The sequence below is a fragment of the Algibacter lectus genome (assembly GCF_900112395.1).
Lineage (GTDB): Bacteria > Bacteroidota > Bacteroidia > Flavobacteriales > Flavobacteriaceae > Algibacter > Algibacter lectus.
On the sequence record NZ_FOLN01000002.1, the window covers coordinates 231,047 to 244,781 of the forward strand.

Sequence of the window (13,735 nt, forward strand, 5' to 3'; positions counted from 1 at the left end):
ATTATAAAGATAAAAATATTAAATGTTAATAACCTCGTGAATAATTAAAATACACAAATACTATTACAGCCCTAATAATTTCTACCTTGAGTAAAAATCAAAACTATGAATTCAAGAGACTTTAATTTGAAGAGTATTCGTCCAGAGATTTTAACAGCAACCATTAATGATGCTATGAGCAGCGAGGAGCGTTTCCAAAACCTAGTACTTCGGCCATGCATTAAGATGCAAAACGATTTACTTGTTGCTGCTTTTAGAAATTACATTATAAAGCATAAATCGGTTTTTTATGGTTTAACACTCGATAAACGTATGGAATATATTGAAAATGCCATTCAGAAAAACATGAAATTCAGAAACTCTCTAAAAGGCATGATTATCGGTGTTTTTACTGTGGAAGAATATTTAATTTATACCGAAAATTCATCGGCGCTAAACAAACGCATGATGAATATTGTAAAAGATAGACTTTTAAGCAATATTCAACTTTTTGATAAACCGGAATTACTAACTGCTGTTTAACTAAATTTTAAGCGTTATCTTTTTATTTATTTTAAAATGAAATAGATAAAATGTAATGCCTTTTGTTTTGGAAACGTAAATTAGGTTTTAATTATTTTTAAGTTTTCTTTGTTATCGATATTTAGAAAATAAATTCCGGCTTTAAAATTACTTAAATCTATTTTTACGCTTAAAGAATTTTCGTTTTTAGATAGTAAAAGTTGACCGTTAATAGAATACACATTTATATTTCTGTATCTTGATGTTGTAAATGAAATGTTTAGATCATTTAAAACGGGATTTGGATAGAAACTAAAAGAGTTTTGAGTATCAGCTTCAGTACCCAAAGTATTGTTTGAAATTGCATTATACATGTTTCCTGATAATGCAAACATATAAATAACTCTTAAAGTAGCTCCAAAATAGGCATTTGTAGGTTGGTTTTTTAATTCGGAATAACCATTATTTACAAAATTTTGATTAGATGCAGACATCGCTGCTGCGGCGTACGCTCCTGTAAAAGTGGGGTCTTTATAAGATATATCTATAGCAACGCCTTGTTGAGAATAGCCTGGGTAAATTTGATTAAAACCACCTTGAGCATTTACAAAATCATTACATAAAGAAGCGTAATTAAGAGCTTTCGAACCTCCATACCATATATAGTCTAAAGCTATTCGCCAAGGTGTTCTAGCCGCATCATAATAATAAGATTTCCCTTCATCGTAAGCCCAGGACACTTCATTTGAATATGTTCCATCAACCTTACACCAATCTGAAACTAAATTATAAGATGCATTGTTGTTAGATAAGTTGGCATTTAAAATATCATAACTTTTATCGCTTACAGCCTCCCAAAAGGCAACATCATTAGAATAAGTTCCAAAAACCTTAAAATATCCAGGTGATAAATAAGAGGGATTGGTATTGCTCGACCCGCCCCAAACATCTCCAGGTTTTAGAACGTAAGTACCATTTTCTATTTCGTGGTTTTTAATGGCGTTTATTAAAGTTAAAGCATTTTCTTTATAATCTAAATCACCTAAACTGCCCCATTTTTTATCTGCAACAATTAAAGCGTAAGCGGCATCTAATTCTGCATCAGATGCTCCGTTAAAACCAATAACGGTTGAACACTCACTAATTTTCCAGTTCATCACACCATTATTATTAGAGAAATCCTTATAATACAGCCATAAACCATCGAATAATTCCTTGTCATTGGCATAAACAGAAAGCAACATACCGTATCCAATTCCTTCAGATACAGTTTCTGATGGCGTATCAAATTTTATACGGTAGCGTCCATTCACGCAAGTTTCTGCAAAAGTATTTCTCCAGGCAAGGTAGGCATCATAAATATCACTAGACCCTATGTTTGTAGGTTGAACTCCATAACTATAATCAGAATTAACAAAGTTAACCTGATTTATTTGTGAAAAAGAGCTAAGTGATGTTATTAAAATAAAGCAAATTGATAGTAAGTTTTGGTTTTTCATATGTTTAGGGCTTTTAAATAAACATATACGCCTAAACTAATAAAAAAGATTATGTTTTTCGAATTGAATCAAAAAAATGAATACTCTCCTTATTTCACCTAATTAATCAATCTTCTATTAATGAAACTCCATTTAAATCAGTAGTTAATACATCGCTCATATAATCAAAATACGGACGAATTATTTTAAAAGCAGAACTTACTTCGTTTATAAAATTAGAATCTAAAACTTCGGCATCGGTATATTTTTTAATAAAAATATATTGTTTCTTCTTTATTAAATCGATCGCCTTATCTTCTTTATTAAACCCGCGTGGTGCCGTTTTCACTTCGTCACCAACAAAGCCTCCCCAAGTTGTTTTAAACGTTTTATCGTTAATAATATCACGAATCTCAGAATCGTCCATTTCGAATTCTTTTCTAATTCGCATTAAATCGGCCGGAGCTGGATCCCAAAATCCGGTCGCTATAAAACTCTCGTTATTTGGTTTAATCTGTACATGATAACCACCACGCAATCTAGGTTTTACTCTATGGTAAGAACCGCTAAAATGCGTTTTATATGGAAGTTTATTTTTAGAAAACCTAACATCTCTGTAAATTCTAAAAATTTTCAGTTTATCGATTTCATCATGTGCATTTAAAGCTTCTAAAAGCGCATTATAAAATACTTTTATATCTTTTTGAACGGATTGAAACTCTAGTTTATGCTCTCCAAACCATTCGCGGTTATTATTTTTTTCTAATTTTTTTAAATATGTAAAAGCCGCTTTCGGCACAGAAACACTCATATATATTACTTTACTTTTATTGAACATCTAAAATACAAAAAACCCCAAATGAATCGGGACTTTTATTAATAACTTACATGGTTATTCATTATAGTTTTACTGGTTTGTATGAAACCATTTCTATACGATCAGAATTGGCATTGTAATATTCTACAACAAACTCACTTTTCTCGGTTAAGTAACCAATACCGTTATATGTTTCTCCTTTTACAATATAACTCCCAGGATTTTTTGTGCTCCACGCTTTACCAACAACCACAAATTCATTATCATTATTATCAAAAATAATATTGAATCCGCCGTCACTAGGCGAAAATTTAAAGCTTTTATCATTGCTTATATAGTGTGTCTCTTTAGATAATAAATCGTAATCGGGATCTAAATCATCATCTACCATCACCATGGTCTCAATCTTTTTAGTTGTTGCAACACGTTGTTGATCTACCTTTTCTTTATCATCCAAAGCCAATTCCACGTTAGATGTTTCTCGAGAAATAACTTTAAGTTTACTTTCCGTAACTTCTTCGCCATTATTGTATTTAACCGTTTTTTCAATAGTTTCTTGTTTTACTTCTATGGGTTTTTCTTGTGCCATGGATGTACCACAAACCAGCAGTACAAACATGTATATATAATTTTTCATTGTTTTTATTTTTAATAATTTGAATTAATAATTTATCACGGATGATAAATCCACTCTAGTTGTTAGAGAATTCATTCTGCTTAGCTACTTGCTCTCCTTCTACAGATAATTTGTTATCAAATTGTAACGTTCTAATAGGGAACGGGATGTTAATTCCAGCCTTATCGTAAGCTTTCTTAATTGCTATAATAGCCGATGTTTTTGCTCTATATTTTTCAAGTAAACTTTCAGAATCAATCCAAAATCTACATAAATAATTAATAGAACTTCCTCCAAATTCTTCATAATAAAACTCAACATCATCTGCACTTTCTACTTGGTCAAAAGTTTCTGCTATAGTTTGTTTTGTTAATCTTTTTACTTCTTCCAAATCAGATTCATACCCAACACCACAATTTAATGCGACACGCATTCTGGTTGTTAAAGAATAATTTTTTAAAGGATTTTCTAAAATCATTTTATTAGGAAGAATCACAATATTATTATCGGCTTCCTTTATAACAAACTCTTTTAAATTTATATCCATTACCTCTCCAGAATGGCCATTGGTTTCTACCCAATTTCCAATTTGAATTTTCTCTCTAAACGAAAGAGATATACCAGCAACCGTATTACTTAGCGTATTTTGTAATGCTAAACCAATAGCTAAACCAGCAACACCTGCTGTAGCTAATAACGAGGTTAACGTTTTACTTAAATTAAGTATCCCTAAAGAGATATATAAACCTATTAGCACTACAACTACTGCAGCAATCCGAGACATCATTTTAGAAACAGAGTCTTGTTTTACTCTTTTTGAAATAATTTTATACGTAAAATTATTAACATATTTCGCTACAAAATATGCAGCTACTGATACTAAAATTGCTAGTGCTATATTTGGTAAATAATGTATTATGGTTGCAAACCAACCCTCTAATTTTGTTACAAGGCCATCAAAAGCCTCACTAAATGCTGTATCCATTTTTGTAAATATTTTTTTTTATGATTTATTAATTAATTTTTAAGAAAAATTAACAAAACTTAAATAGCCTCCGCAGATTCAGGATGTGCAATTTCAGATGGCTTTTTTGTCCACGCCTCTAACATCCAACTTGTTTTTTCAAGTTCACAAATGTAAGCACCAATTAAATCTGCAGTTCCTTCATCGGAAGCTGTTTCTGCTTTTTCCATTACTTTCCCCATTTGTTCTAAAAGTAATTTGTGATCATTTAAGGTTTCTAAAACCATAGCACGATCGGATTTTAGTACGGCCTTTTCCTTTATAGTTGAAGATTTAAGATAATCTTCCATTTGGCTCATTGGGTGATAACGCAGCGTTAAGATACGCTCTGCGATTTCATCAATTTTAATACGAGCATCATTGTACATATCTTCAAATTTTTCATGTAAATCGAAAAAATTTCTTCCAACAATATTCCAATGGTTGCTTCGTAATTTTTGATAATAAACGTGGTAGTCAGCTAATAAAATATTCATTTCTACCACCACGGGTAATACTTCTTCATCGTTCATTTTTAAATAGCTCATAATTTATTGTTTGTGTTCCCACTCAATATAAGGGCTATATAAAAATTGTCAAGTGCTTTAACAGGCTTTAACGGTATTAAGATTTATTTAACTTAAATTATGTTAAATAAAACCCAAAAAGTTAAATTAATTAAGAAGAAAAGATTATAAATTAATCTATAAAATCGATGTTTTTTAGAATTAAACCAGATGCTGGAGCGATATAATTCATTTTAATATCATTATCAGGTTTTAAACTATCCTTTATGTCTTGAAGTGTTAATTTACCTTTACCTAAATCTATAAGCGTTCCCATCATTAAACGAATTTGGTTTCGCATAAAACCTTTGCCTTGTACGCGTAGAATATAGGTTTTTTTAGGAAAATAATTAGCAGTATATAGTGTGTTTTCTACCAATTCACACAGCATAATTTCACGTGTGTAGATACCATTATCGGTAGGTTTGTAGCAGTACGTTTTTAAATAATTCTCACCTTCGAATAATTTCGCACCTTCTTTCATTAGCTCAATATCCAACTCATCAAGAATAGTGGTCATTATAGGCGCGCAGAACGGATGACATTTTTCGCCATGAGCAAATAAATATAAATATTCTTTAATTTTAGAATTCTGAATAATATTGAACTTCGCATCAACTTCCTTAATATCTAAGGCGCGAATATCTTGAGGCAAATTACGATTAAAGAGCTCTAAAAAAGCAGATAGATCTTCAATAGGTTCAAATAAAAACAACTCTATTGCTGCACATTCTGCAGACACCATAGCATCTGTTCTACCAGAACTTAAACTTTTAAAACGTTTACCTTCTAAAATAAAATTAAACGTTCTATCTACCATTAAATGTAACGTTTTCACGTCTGGCTGTTTTTGCCAACCATGAAAACGATAGCCCAAATATTGAATGGTAATTAAATAAAAATATTTTTTCAAAAGGAACGGTTTACTTGTGTCTGCCTACTAATTCCTTTTCAATATCTTTTAACGTGAAGCCTTTAGCTTGAAGCAACATCAGGTAATGAAACATTAAATCAGCAGATTCGTATAAAAACAACTCATCGTTATTATCCATAGCCTCAATAACCGTTTCTACAGCCTCCTCGCCTACTTTTTGTGCCACTTTATTAATGCCTTTTGCAAACAAACTCGCTACATAAGATTTTTGAGTATCCTTATTAGCAACACGTTCGGTTATAACATCTTCTAAAGTTGAAAAGAACCCGTAATTAGATTTGTTTTCTTCTTTCCAACACGTATCAGTTCCGGTGTGGCAAGTTGGTCCAACAGGATTTACTTGTATTAAAAGAGAATCGTTATCACAATCGTTTTTAATATCGACTACATTTAAAAAATTACCACTTTCTTCACCTTTAGTCCAAAGACGTTGTTTGCTTCTGCTAAAAAAAGTAACTGTCTTAGTTTCTAAAGTTTTCTCGTAAGATTCAGCATTCATATACCCCAACATCAATACATTTTTTGTTGTTGCATCTTGAATAATTGCAGGTACTAGTCCGTTACTGTCGTATTTAATAGTCATAATAAATTTTTATAGGTTACTGAATTAGATTCAGCATGACGACTAAAGTCGTACTTCGATATTATTTGCTTTTAATTCTTTTTTTAATTCAGGAATTGGAATTTCACCAAAGTGAAAAACACTAGCAGCCAAAGCCGCATCCGATTTTCCGATTTCAAAGGTATCAATAAAATGTTGAACATTACCCGCACCTCCCGATGCGATTATCGGAATATTCAAGCTTTCTGATAATTTAGCTAAAGCTTCATTAGCAAAACCGTTTTTTGTGCCATCATGATTCATTGATGTGAATAAAATTTCACCTGCACCACGAGTTTCAACCTCTTTTGCCCATTCAAATAAATCAATATCCGTTGGAATACTTCCACCAGCTAAATGCACTTTCCATTGTCCGTCCACTTGTTTAGCATCGATAGCGACAACCACACACTGACTTCCAAATTTATTTGATAACTCGTTTACTAATTCAGGACGTTTTACTGCCGATGAATTTATTGATACCTTATCTGCACCACAGTGTAAAAGCTCGTCTACATGCTCTACAGAAGAAATCCCACCACCTACTGTAAACGGAATATTAACTTGTTCTGCAACACGTAAAACCATATCTAACGTGGTGCCACGACCTTCTAAAGTCGCCGAAATATCCAGAAAAACAAGTTCGTCTGCACCAACATCGGCATATTGTTTTGCCAATTCTACCGGATCTCCAGCGTCGCGTAAATCTACAAAGTTCACACCTTTTACAGTACGACCGTTTTTAATATCTAAGCAAGGAATTATTCTTTTTGTAAGCATTATTTTTAATGTTGTTGGTTTTTAGTTGTTCACTATCAATAAATAACCTTCTAAAAACGGATTAGGATTTATTTAAAATGAAATCCTCTAATTGTTTTAAGCTTATTTTATTCTCGTAAATGGCTTTCCCGATTATGGTGCCTTCGCAGCCTAATTCGGCTAATTTTGGTAATTCGTCAAAGGTTGAAATACCTCCACTTGCAATTAATTTTATATTTGGAAGCTGTGCTAACATTTTTTCATACAAATCGAAAGACGGACCTTCTAACATACCATCTTTAGCGATATCGGTACAAATAACATACTGCACACCATCTTTTTGATAATTTTGAACAAAGGGAATTAAATCTTCATCAGATTCTTCCAACCAACCACTAATAGCAATCTTTTCGTTATTGGCATCTGCTCCTAAAATGATTTTATCTGAACCAAATTTGGATAACCAATTTTTAAAAATATCAGGTTGTTTTACCGCAATACTACCACCAGTAATTTGACCAGCACCAGATTCGAATGCAATTCGTAAATCGTCATCCGTTTTTAAACCACCACCAAAATCAATTTTTAAACTCGTTTTAGAAGCTATTTCTTCTAAAACTTTATGATTTACAATATGGCTAGCCTTAGCACCATCTAAATCTACTAAATGTAAAAACTCAATACCATGAGCTTCAAACTGTTTAGCGATTTCTAAAGGATGCTCATTATATATTTTTTTAGTGTTATAATCACCTTTTGAAAGTCGTACACATTTGCCGTCTATAATGTCTATTGCTGGTATTATTCTCATTTTTTTTGGTTACTTGTTGTTGGTTATTTGTTTTACTCCGTTGTAATTACCTAGGATGTAAACTAAAGGTCCAAAAAGTTTTGTAAAATTTTAGCGCCTTCGGTTCCACTTTTTTCTGGATGAAATTGTACACCATAGAAATTATTGTGTTGTAAAGCCGATGCATAATTTAAGCCATAATCGGTTTTTGCAATGGTTTCATTACAATGCTCAGCATAATAACTGTGCACCAAATACATGTATTCGTTGTCTTTAAGACTTTTGAATAAATCGGATTTTAAATCTTTAATCACATTCCAACCCATGTGCGGTACTTTTACAGAATGATCAAAACGTTTTACATCGGTTTGAAAAATGCCTAGTCCTTTGGTATTACCTTCTTCTGTGGTTTTACACATGAGTTGCATACCTAAACAAATGCCTAAAACAGGTTGTTTTAAAGTCGGAATTAAATCGGCTAAACCACTTTCTTCTAACATTTTCATGGCAGAACTTGCTTCTCCAACACCTGGGAAAATAATTTTATCGGCCGCCAAAATTTCTTCAGGATCGTTCGATAAAATAGCATCGACACCTAAGCGTTTAAAAGCAAACTGTATGCTTTTTATATTTCCAGCTCCGTAATTTATTATAACTAATTTCATTTTCTTGTTGTTCGTTTTTGGTTTTTAGTGGATGATTATACTAATAACCATCCACTAAAAACCAAAACCATTTTATAACATCCCTTTTGTACTCGGCAAAAACATTTTGTTGGAATCGCGTTTAACCGCCATTTTCATTGCTTTTGCGAAGGCTTTAAAAATACCTTCTATTTTATGATGCTCGTTTACGCCTTCGGCCTTAACATTTAAATTACATTTAGCACCATCGGTAAACGATTTAAACAGGTGGAAAAACATTTCAGTTGGCATATCACCAATTTTTTCACGTTTAAATTCCGCATCCCATTCTAACCAGTTTCTACCACCAAAATCCACAGCTACTTGCGCTAAACAATCATCCATTGGTAAACAGAATCCGTAACGCTCAATACCTAATTTATTACCTAGAGCTTTATTGAATAACTCCCCTAAAGCAATCATGGTATCTTCGATAGTATGGTGTTCATCAACATTTAAATCACCATCTACTTTAACTGTTAAATCCATAGCACCATGACGCCCAATTTGATCTAACATATGATCGAAAAACGATAAACCCGTATTAATATCATTCTTACCAGAACCATCTAAATTCAACTTAATATAAATTTGAGTTTCATTGGTGTTTCTCGTAATTTCTTGAACGCGATCTTCTAGTTTTAAGAAGTTATAAATAGCTTCCCAATCGTTACTTTCTATAGCTATATAAGGGTCTAGCGCTTCACGCTTCACCGTAATTTCATCAGTTCCTAAGTGCGTTTCATCATTAATGAAAATGCCTTTGGAACCAAGGTTTTTAGCTAATTCAATATCTGTTAAGCGATCACCAATTACAAACGAATTTTCTAAATCGTAATCATCTGAAAAGAACTTGGTTAATAATCCGGTGTTTGGCTTTCTTGTTGGTGCATTATCTTTAGCGTAAGTTTCATCGATATAAACTTCTTTAAAATCGATGCCTTCATTTTTGAATGTACTTAATACAAAATTGTGAATTGGCCAGAATTTCTCAGAAGGATTATCGGATGTTCCCAAACCATCTTGGTTGGTTACCATGATAATTTCGAAATCTAATTCTTTACAAATCTTACCTAAAAATTGAAATACTTTCGGATAAAAAACCAGTTTTTCAAATGAATCTACTTGTTCGTCTGCCGGCTCCTTAATTAAGGTGCCATCACGATCTATAAATAATACTTTTTTCATATAACTTGTTATAACCCTGAATTTATTTCAGGGTCTTTTAATTAATCATGATACTTTTTAATTCTGGATTGGCTTCTTTTATTAAATTCCATTTCCATTCTTTATGCCAATTTTTTAATTGTTTCTCCCTTGCTTTAGCCTCTTTTTTTTCAAAAAATGCTTCAAAATAAATTAAATCGGTCACATTATATTTCTTAGTAAATAATGCTCCGCTTCCTTTTCGATGTTGATTAACTCGTCTTTCTAAATTATCAGTATAACCGATATACAACACCGTTCTATTTTTATTTGTTAAAATGTAACAGTAATATATTTCATTTGAACAAACCTCCATCTTTCATTTATTAAGTTCCTGAAACAAGTTCAGGATTTCGAAAGTAATAAAAGATTTTTTATTAATTCCTCATTCTCCTCCTTAACTCCAACGGTAAATCTCAAACACTCTTCACAACCAAACTGCGTGGTCCTATTTCTAACAACAACCCCTTTTTCTACTAGTTGATTATAACGTTTTGTAGCATCATCGACCTTTGCTAAAATAAAATTAGCATCAGATGGATATATTTTTGAAACAAAAGAAACATTCTCTAGCTCTAAAGCTAGTTCTGTTCGTTCCTCAAGAATACTATTAATTTGATTTTTGGCTAAATCACTGTCTTTCAAAAGCTCAATGGCTTTCTTCTGACTTAATTCATTAACATTATACGGCGGCTTAATGGTGTTTAAAACAGCAATTATTTCTTCGGAAGCATAACAAATCCCGAGTCTAATTCCAGCCATACCATAAGCTTTTGAAAGCGTTTGAGTAATGACTAAATTAGGAAATTCTTCTAAACGTGTTAACCAACTTTTTTCAGTTGAAAAATCGATATACGCTTCATCAATAACCACTAAACCTTTAAATGCTTTCAATAATTTTTCTACAGACTCCGTTGAAAAGCTATTCCCTGTTGGGTTATTTGGTGAACATAAAAACAACACTTTACTATTCGTATCGCTCGCTTCCAAAATGGCATCAACTTTAGGTTGAAAGGTTTCCGATAAATTAACTTTACGAATTTCAACAGCATTCAAATTCGCTAAAACCTCATACATACCATAAGTTGGCGGTAAAGAAATCACGTTATCTTGATGCGGCTCACAAAAGGCTCTAAAAATTAAATCGAGTACTTCATCACTTCCATTCCCTAAAAGAATATGTTTTGCTGAAACCCCTTTAATTTCTGATAAAATGGCTTTCACCCCTTTTTGTTGCGGATCAGGATAACGATTTACACCGTTATTATACGGGTTTTCGTTAGCATCTAAAAACACCATAGCATCACTGTTCCCTTGAAACTCATCTCTTGCAGACGAGTACGGCTTTAATGCTTTTATGGTTGGCCTTATTAAATTTTGAATGTTCATTATTGTGCTACACTGCATTTATCACAGCGTCTAATTATTTGTGTTTTGCTGAAACAAGTTCAACAACTTATTTATTTTAAATCTTTTAATCGAATAGAAACAGCGTTCTTATGAGCTTGTAAACCTTCTGCTTCTGCCATTAACTCAATAGTTTCACCGATATTTAAAAGTCCTTCTTTAGATATTTTCTGAAACGTCATTTGCTTTAAAAAACTATCTAAATTCACACCCGAATATGCTTTACTAAATCCGTTAGTTGGTAAAGTATGGTTAGTTCCTGAAGCATAATCTCCTGCACTTTCTGGTGTATAATCACCAATAAAAACAGAACCAGCATTGCGAATACCATCAACATAAAAGTCATTAGCTTCAGTACAAATAATAAAATGTTCTGGGCCGTAATCATTTATCATCTCTAAGGCAACTTCATGATTTTCAACATAAATTAGCTTAGAATTAGCAATCGCTTTTTCTGCAATCGCTTTACGCGGAAGTACTTCTAATTGCTTCTCAATTTCAACAGAAACCTTTTCAATAATATCATTTGAAGTTGAAACCAAAATAACCTGACTGTCCGTACCATGTTCAGCTTGACTTAACAAATCTGAAGCAATATAAGCTGCATTTGCGCTCTTATCGGCAACAACCAATAACTCACTTGGTCCCGCAGGCATATCTATAGCCACACCGTGTTTGGTTGCTAACTGTTTAGCCACGGTTACAAATTGATTACCAGGTCCGAAAATTTTATAAACCTGAGGTATACTTTCTGTTCCAAAAGTTAAACCAGCAACAGCTTGAATACCACCAACTTTTATGATTTTAGTAACACCACATAAATTTGCCGCAAACAAAATTTCTGGCGCCAACTCCCCTTTTTTATTTGGAGGAGAACATAAAACAATCTCTTTACAACCTGCAATTTGTGCTGGAACTGCCAACATTAAAACCGTTGAGAATAAAGGCGCTGTTCCGCCAGGAATATACAAACCTACTTTTTCAATAGGTCTTTTTTCTTGCCAGCACGATACACCGTTTGTTGTTTCTACTTCAACTTTCGATGTTTGCTGTGCCCTATGAAAAACTTCAATATTTTGTTTTGCTTTTTTAATGGCATTTTTAAGTGGTTCTGCAACTGTTTTTACAGCCGCTTCAATCTCTTCGGTAGATACAATATTCGATTCTAAGTCTACACCATCAAAACGAGCGGTGTATTCTTTAATTGCTGCATCACCACGATTTACAACGTCTTTAAACACGCTAGTTACTGTGCCTTCAATATCGTTAACCGTTTGGGTTGGACGTTTTAAAATTTCCGACCAATCGCTTTTATTTGGATTGTTTATTATTTGCATACTCTTACATTTTGAGATTTCCGTTTTAACGGAAATAGAAAAACAAATTAATTAAAGCACCATTTTTTCAATTGGACAAACTAAAATACCTTGTGCGCCATTTGCTTTTAGGCCTTCAATAATATTCCAGAAATCGTTTTTCGGGATTACCGAGTGTACAGAACTCCATCCTTCTTGCGCTAATGGCAATACCGTTGGACTTTTCATTCCTGGTAGTAATGAAATAATAGCGTCTAATTTATCGTTTGGTGCATTTAAAAGCACATACTTAGAGTTTCTTCCTTTTAAAACCGATTGAATTCTAAATTGAATGGTATCTAAAATAGCTTGCTTTTCTTCACTTAAAACTGGCGAAACCGCAAGTACTGCTTCCGAAGTTAAAATCGTTTCAACTTCTTTTAAATTGTTTTTAAACAGTGTACTTCCACTAGAAACAATATCGCAAATAGCATCGGCTAAACCAATATTTGGTGCAATTTCTACAGAACCATTAATAATATGAAGGTTTGCTGTAATACCATTTTTCTTTAAATACTGTTGTACTGTATTTGGGTAAGATGTTGCAATACGCGTACCATCTAAATCTTTAACACCATTGTAATCGGCGTCTTTTGGCACAGCAATACAAACGCGGCATGAAGAAAAACCTAATTTTTCAACCACATTGATACCTTCTCCTTTTTCAATTAAAACATTCTCTCCGATAATAGCGGCATCTACAACACCATCTTTTAAATATTGAGGAATGTCTCCATTTCTTAAATAAAACACTTCTACAGGAAACCCTTTAGCCGAAGCTTTCAATTGGTCTTTACCGTTATCGATAGAAATACCGATATCTTTTAGAAGCGCCATTGAGTCTTCGTTTAAACGTCCTGATTTTTGTACTGCAATTCTTAAGTTACTCATTTTATTTGGTTTATGAGTTTGAAACAATCTCGTTGGTTTTAAAAAAATAAACCCGCTTGATTGGCTCAAACGGGTTTAAATATATGTTGATTTTATTCAATACATTTTCACTTCGCCTGAGAGCAAAT

The 13,735-nt window shown here is 32.7% G+C and carries 16 protein-coding genes; 1 reads left to right on the forward strand and 15 read right to left on the reverse strand.

What is annotated here, in order from left to right; all coding sequences use genetic code 11:
• Window positions 1-105 precede the first annotated feature (105 nt).
• Window positions 106-522 carry a hypothetical protein gene (locus tag BM246_RS04080; RefSeq protein ID WP_042506795.1) on the forward strand — a complete coding sequence of 139 codons (417 nt, stop codon included), beginning with the start codon at window positions 106-108 and terminating at the stop codon, window positions 520-522.
• 80 nt (window positions 523-602) lie between these two features.
• On the opposite strand, the gene BM246_RS04085 is transcribed toward BM246_RS04080, so the two are convergent.
• The 15 genes from BM246_RS04085 to hisG form a co-directional block, all read right to left on the reverse strand.
• Window positions 603-2,000, reverse strand: coding sequence for a glycosyl hydrolase family 8 (locus BM246_RS04085; protein WP_074935936.1), 1,398 nt, complete (start codon window positions 1,998-2,000; stop codon window positions 603-605).
• A gap of 106 nt (window positions 2,001-2,106) precedes the next feature.
• Window positions 2,107-2,790: a DUF2461 domain-containing protein gene (locus BM246_RS04090; RefSeq protein ID WP_074935942.1), complete on the reverse strand. Its 684-nt coding sequence runs from the start codon at window positions 2,788-2,790 to the stop codon at window positions 2,107-2,109.
• A gap of 88 nt (window positions 2,791-2,878) precedes the next feature.
• Window positions 2,879-3,433, reverse strand: coding sequence for a hypothetical protein (locus BM246_RS04095; protein ID WP_139221849.1), 555 nt, complete (start codon window positions 3,431-3,433; stop codon window positions 2,879-2,881).
• Window positions 3,434-3,488: 55 nt separating this feature from the next.
• Entirely contained in the window at window positions 3,489-4,397 is a 909-nt protein-coding gene (locus tag BM246_RS04100; protein WP_074935944.1) for a mechanosensitive ion channel family protein, read from the reverse strand.
• Between the two features lie 59 nt (window positions 4,398-4,456).
• Complete coding sequence (locus tag BM246_RS04105) at window positions 4,457-4,963, reverse strand: Dps family protein (RefSeq protein WP_074935946.1); 507 nt, start codon at window positions 4,961-4,963, stop codon at window positions 4,457-4,459.
• A 151-nt stretch (window positions 4,964-5,114) separates the two neighbouring features.
• Window positions 5,115-5,894, reverse strand: a complete 780-nt coding sequence (locus BM246_RS04110; protein ID WP_074935948.1) for a tRNA pseudouridine synthase A — start codon at window positions 5,892-5,894, stop codon at window positions 5,115-5,117.
• Between the two features lie 10 nt (window positions 5,895-5,904).
• Entirely contained in the window at window positions 5,905-6,498 is a 594-nt protein-coding gene (gene hisIE / locus BM246_RS04115) for a bifunctional phosphoribosyl-AMP cyclohydrolase/phosphoribosyl-ATP diphosphatase HisIE (RefSeq protein ID WP_042506800.1), read from the reverse strand.
• Between the two features lie 42 nt (window positions 6,499-6,540).
• Window positions 6,541-7,296, reverse strand: coding sequence for an imidazole glycerol phosphate synthase subunit HisF (hisF, locus tag BM246_RS04120; RefSeq protein WP_042495030.1), 756 nt, complete (start codon window positions 7,294-7,296; stop codon window positions 6,541-6,543).
• A gap of 61 nt (window positions 7,297-7,357) precedes the next feature.
• Window positions 7,358-8,086 carry a 1-(5-phosphoribosyl)-5-[(5-phosphoribosylamino)methylideneamino]imidazole-4-carboxamide isomerase gene (gene hisA / locus BM246_RS04125; RefSeq protein ID WP_074935950.1) on the reverse strand — a complete coding sequence of 243 codons (729 nt, stop codon included), beginning with the start codon at window positions 8,084-8,086 and terminating at the stop codon, window positions 7,358-7,360.
• Window positions 8,087-8,148: 62 nt separating this feature from the next.
• A complete protein-coding gene (hisH, locus tag BM246_RS04130) occupies window positions 8,149-8,730 on the reverse strand; it encodes an imidazole glycerol phosphate synthase subunit HisH (protein ID WP_074935952.1) in 582 nt (193 codons plus the stop codon).
• A gap of 72 nt (window positions 8,731-8,802) precedes the next feature.
• Window positions 8,803-9,936, reverse strand: a complete 1,134-nt coding sequence (gene hisB, locus BM246_RS04135) for a bifunctional histidinol-phosphatase/imidazoleglycerol-phosphate dehydratase HisB (protein ID WP_074935954.1) — start codon at window positions 9,934-9,936, stop codon at window positions 8,803-8,805.
• A 37-nt stretch (window positions 9,937-9,973) separates the two neighbouring features.
• The gene (locus BM246_RS20095) at window positions 9,974-10,270 is read right to left on the reverse strand and encodes a GIY-YIG nuclease family protein (RefSeq protein ID WP_042495024.1); all 297 of its coding nucleotides are present in this window, start codon (window positions 10,268-10,270) and stop codon (window positions 9,974-9,976) included.
• Between the two features lie 29 nt (window positions 10,271-10,299).
• Entirely contained in the window at window positions 10,300-11,343 is a 1,044-nt protein-coding gene (gene hisC / locus BM246_RS04140; protein WP_074935956.1) for a histidinol-phosphate transaminase, read from the reverse strand.
• 71 nt (window positions 11,344-11,414) lie between these two features.
• Window positions 11,415-12,698, reverse strand: coding sequence for a histidinol dehydrogenase (hisD, locus tag BM246_RS04145; RefSeq protein WP_074935958.1), 1,284 nt, complete (start codon window positions 12,696-12,698; stop codon window positions 11,415-11,417).
• A gap of 51 nt (window positions 12,699-12,749) precedes the next feature.
• Window positions 12,750-13,607: an ATP phosphoribosyltransferase gene (hisG, locus tag BM246_RS04150; RefSeq protein ID WP_074935961.1), complete on the reverse strand. Its 858-nt coding sequence runs from the start codon at window positions 13,605-13,607 to the stop codon at window positions 12,750-12,752.
• Window positions 13,608-13,735: the final 128 nt, after the last annotated feature.

What these genes read in the sequence shown, in the direction of transcription:
- BM246_RS04080 (WP_042506795.1), top strand. Translation starts at nt 106, where the DNA reads ATGAATTCAAGAGACTTTAATTTGAAGAGTATTCGTCCAGAGATTTTA.
- BM246_RS04085 (WP_074935936.1), bottom strand. Translation starts at nt 2,000, where the DNA reads ATGAAAAACCAAAACTTACTATCAATTTGCTTTATTTTAATAACATCA.
- BM246_RS04090 (WP_074935942.1), bottom strand. Translation starts at nt 2,790, where the DNA reads ATGAGTGTTTCTGTGCCGAAAGCGGCTTTTACATATTTAAAAAAATTA.
- BM246_RS04095 (WP_139221849.1), bottom strand. Translation starts at nt 3,433, where the DNA reads ATGAAAAATTATATATACATGTTTGTACTGCTGGTTTGTGGTACATCC.
- BM246_RS04100 (WP_074935944.1), bottom strand. Translation starts at nt 4,397, where the DNA reads ATGGATACAGCATTTAGTGAGGCTTTTGATGGCCTTGTAACAAAATTA.
- BM246_RS04105 (WP_074935946.1), bottom strand. Translation starts at nt 4,963, where the DNA reads ATGAGCTATTTAAAAATGAACGATGAAGAAGTATTACCCGTGGTGGTA.
- hisIE (WP_042506800.1), bottom strand. Translation starts at nt 6,498, where the DNA reads ATGACTATTAAATACGACAGTAACGGACTAGTACCTGCAATTATTCAA.
- hisF (WP_042495030.1), bottom strand. Translation starts at nt 7,296, where the DNA reads ATGCTTACAAAAAGAATAATTCCTTGCTTAGATATTAAAAACGGTCGT.
- hisA (WP_074935950.1), bottom strand. Translation starts at nt 8,086, where the DNA reads ATGAGAATAATACCAGCAATAGACATTATAGACGGCAAATGTGTACGA.
- hisH (WP_074935952.1), bottom strand. Translation starts at nt 8,730, where the DNA reads ATGAAATTAGTTATAATAAATTACGGAGCTGGAAATATAAAAAGCATA.
- hisB (WP_074935954.1), bottom strand. Translation starts at nt 9,936, where the DNA reads ATGAAAAAAGTATTATTTATAGATCGTGATGGCACCTTAATTAAGGAG.
- BM246_RS20095 (WP_042495024.1), bottom strand. Translation starts at nt 10,270, where the DNA reads ATGGAGGTTTGTTCAAATGAAATATATTACTGTTACATTTTAACAAAT.
- hisC (WP_074935956.1), bottom strand. Translation starts at nt 11,343, where the DNA reads ATGAACATTCAAAATTTAATAAGGCCAACCATAAAAGCATTAAAGCCG.
- hisD (WP_074935958.1), bottom strand. Translation starts at nt 12,698, where the DNA reads ATGCAAATAATAAACAATCCAAATAAAAGCGATTGGTCGGAAATTTTA.
- hisG (WP_074935961.1), bottom strand. Translation starts at nt 13,607, where the DNA reads ATGAGTAACTTAAGAATTGCAGTACAAAAATCAGGACGTTTAAACGAA.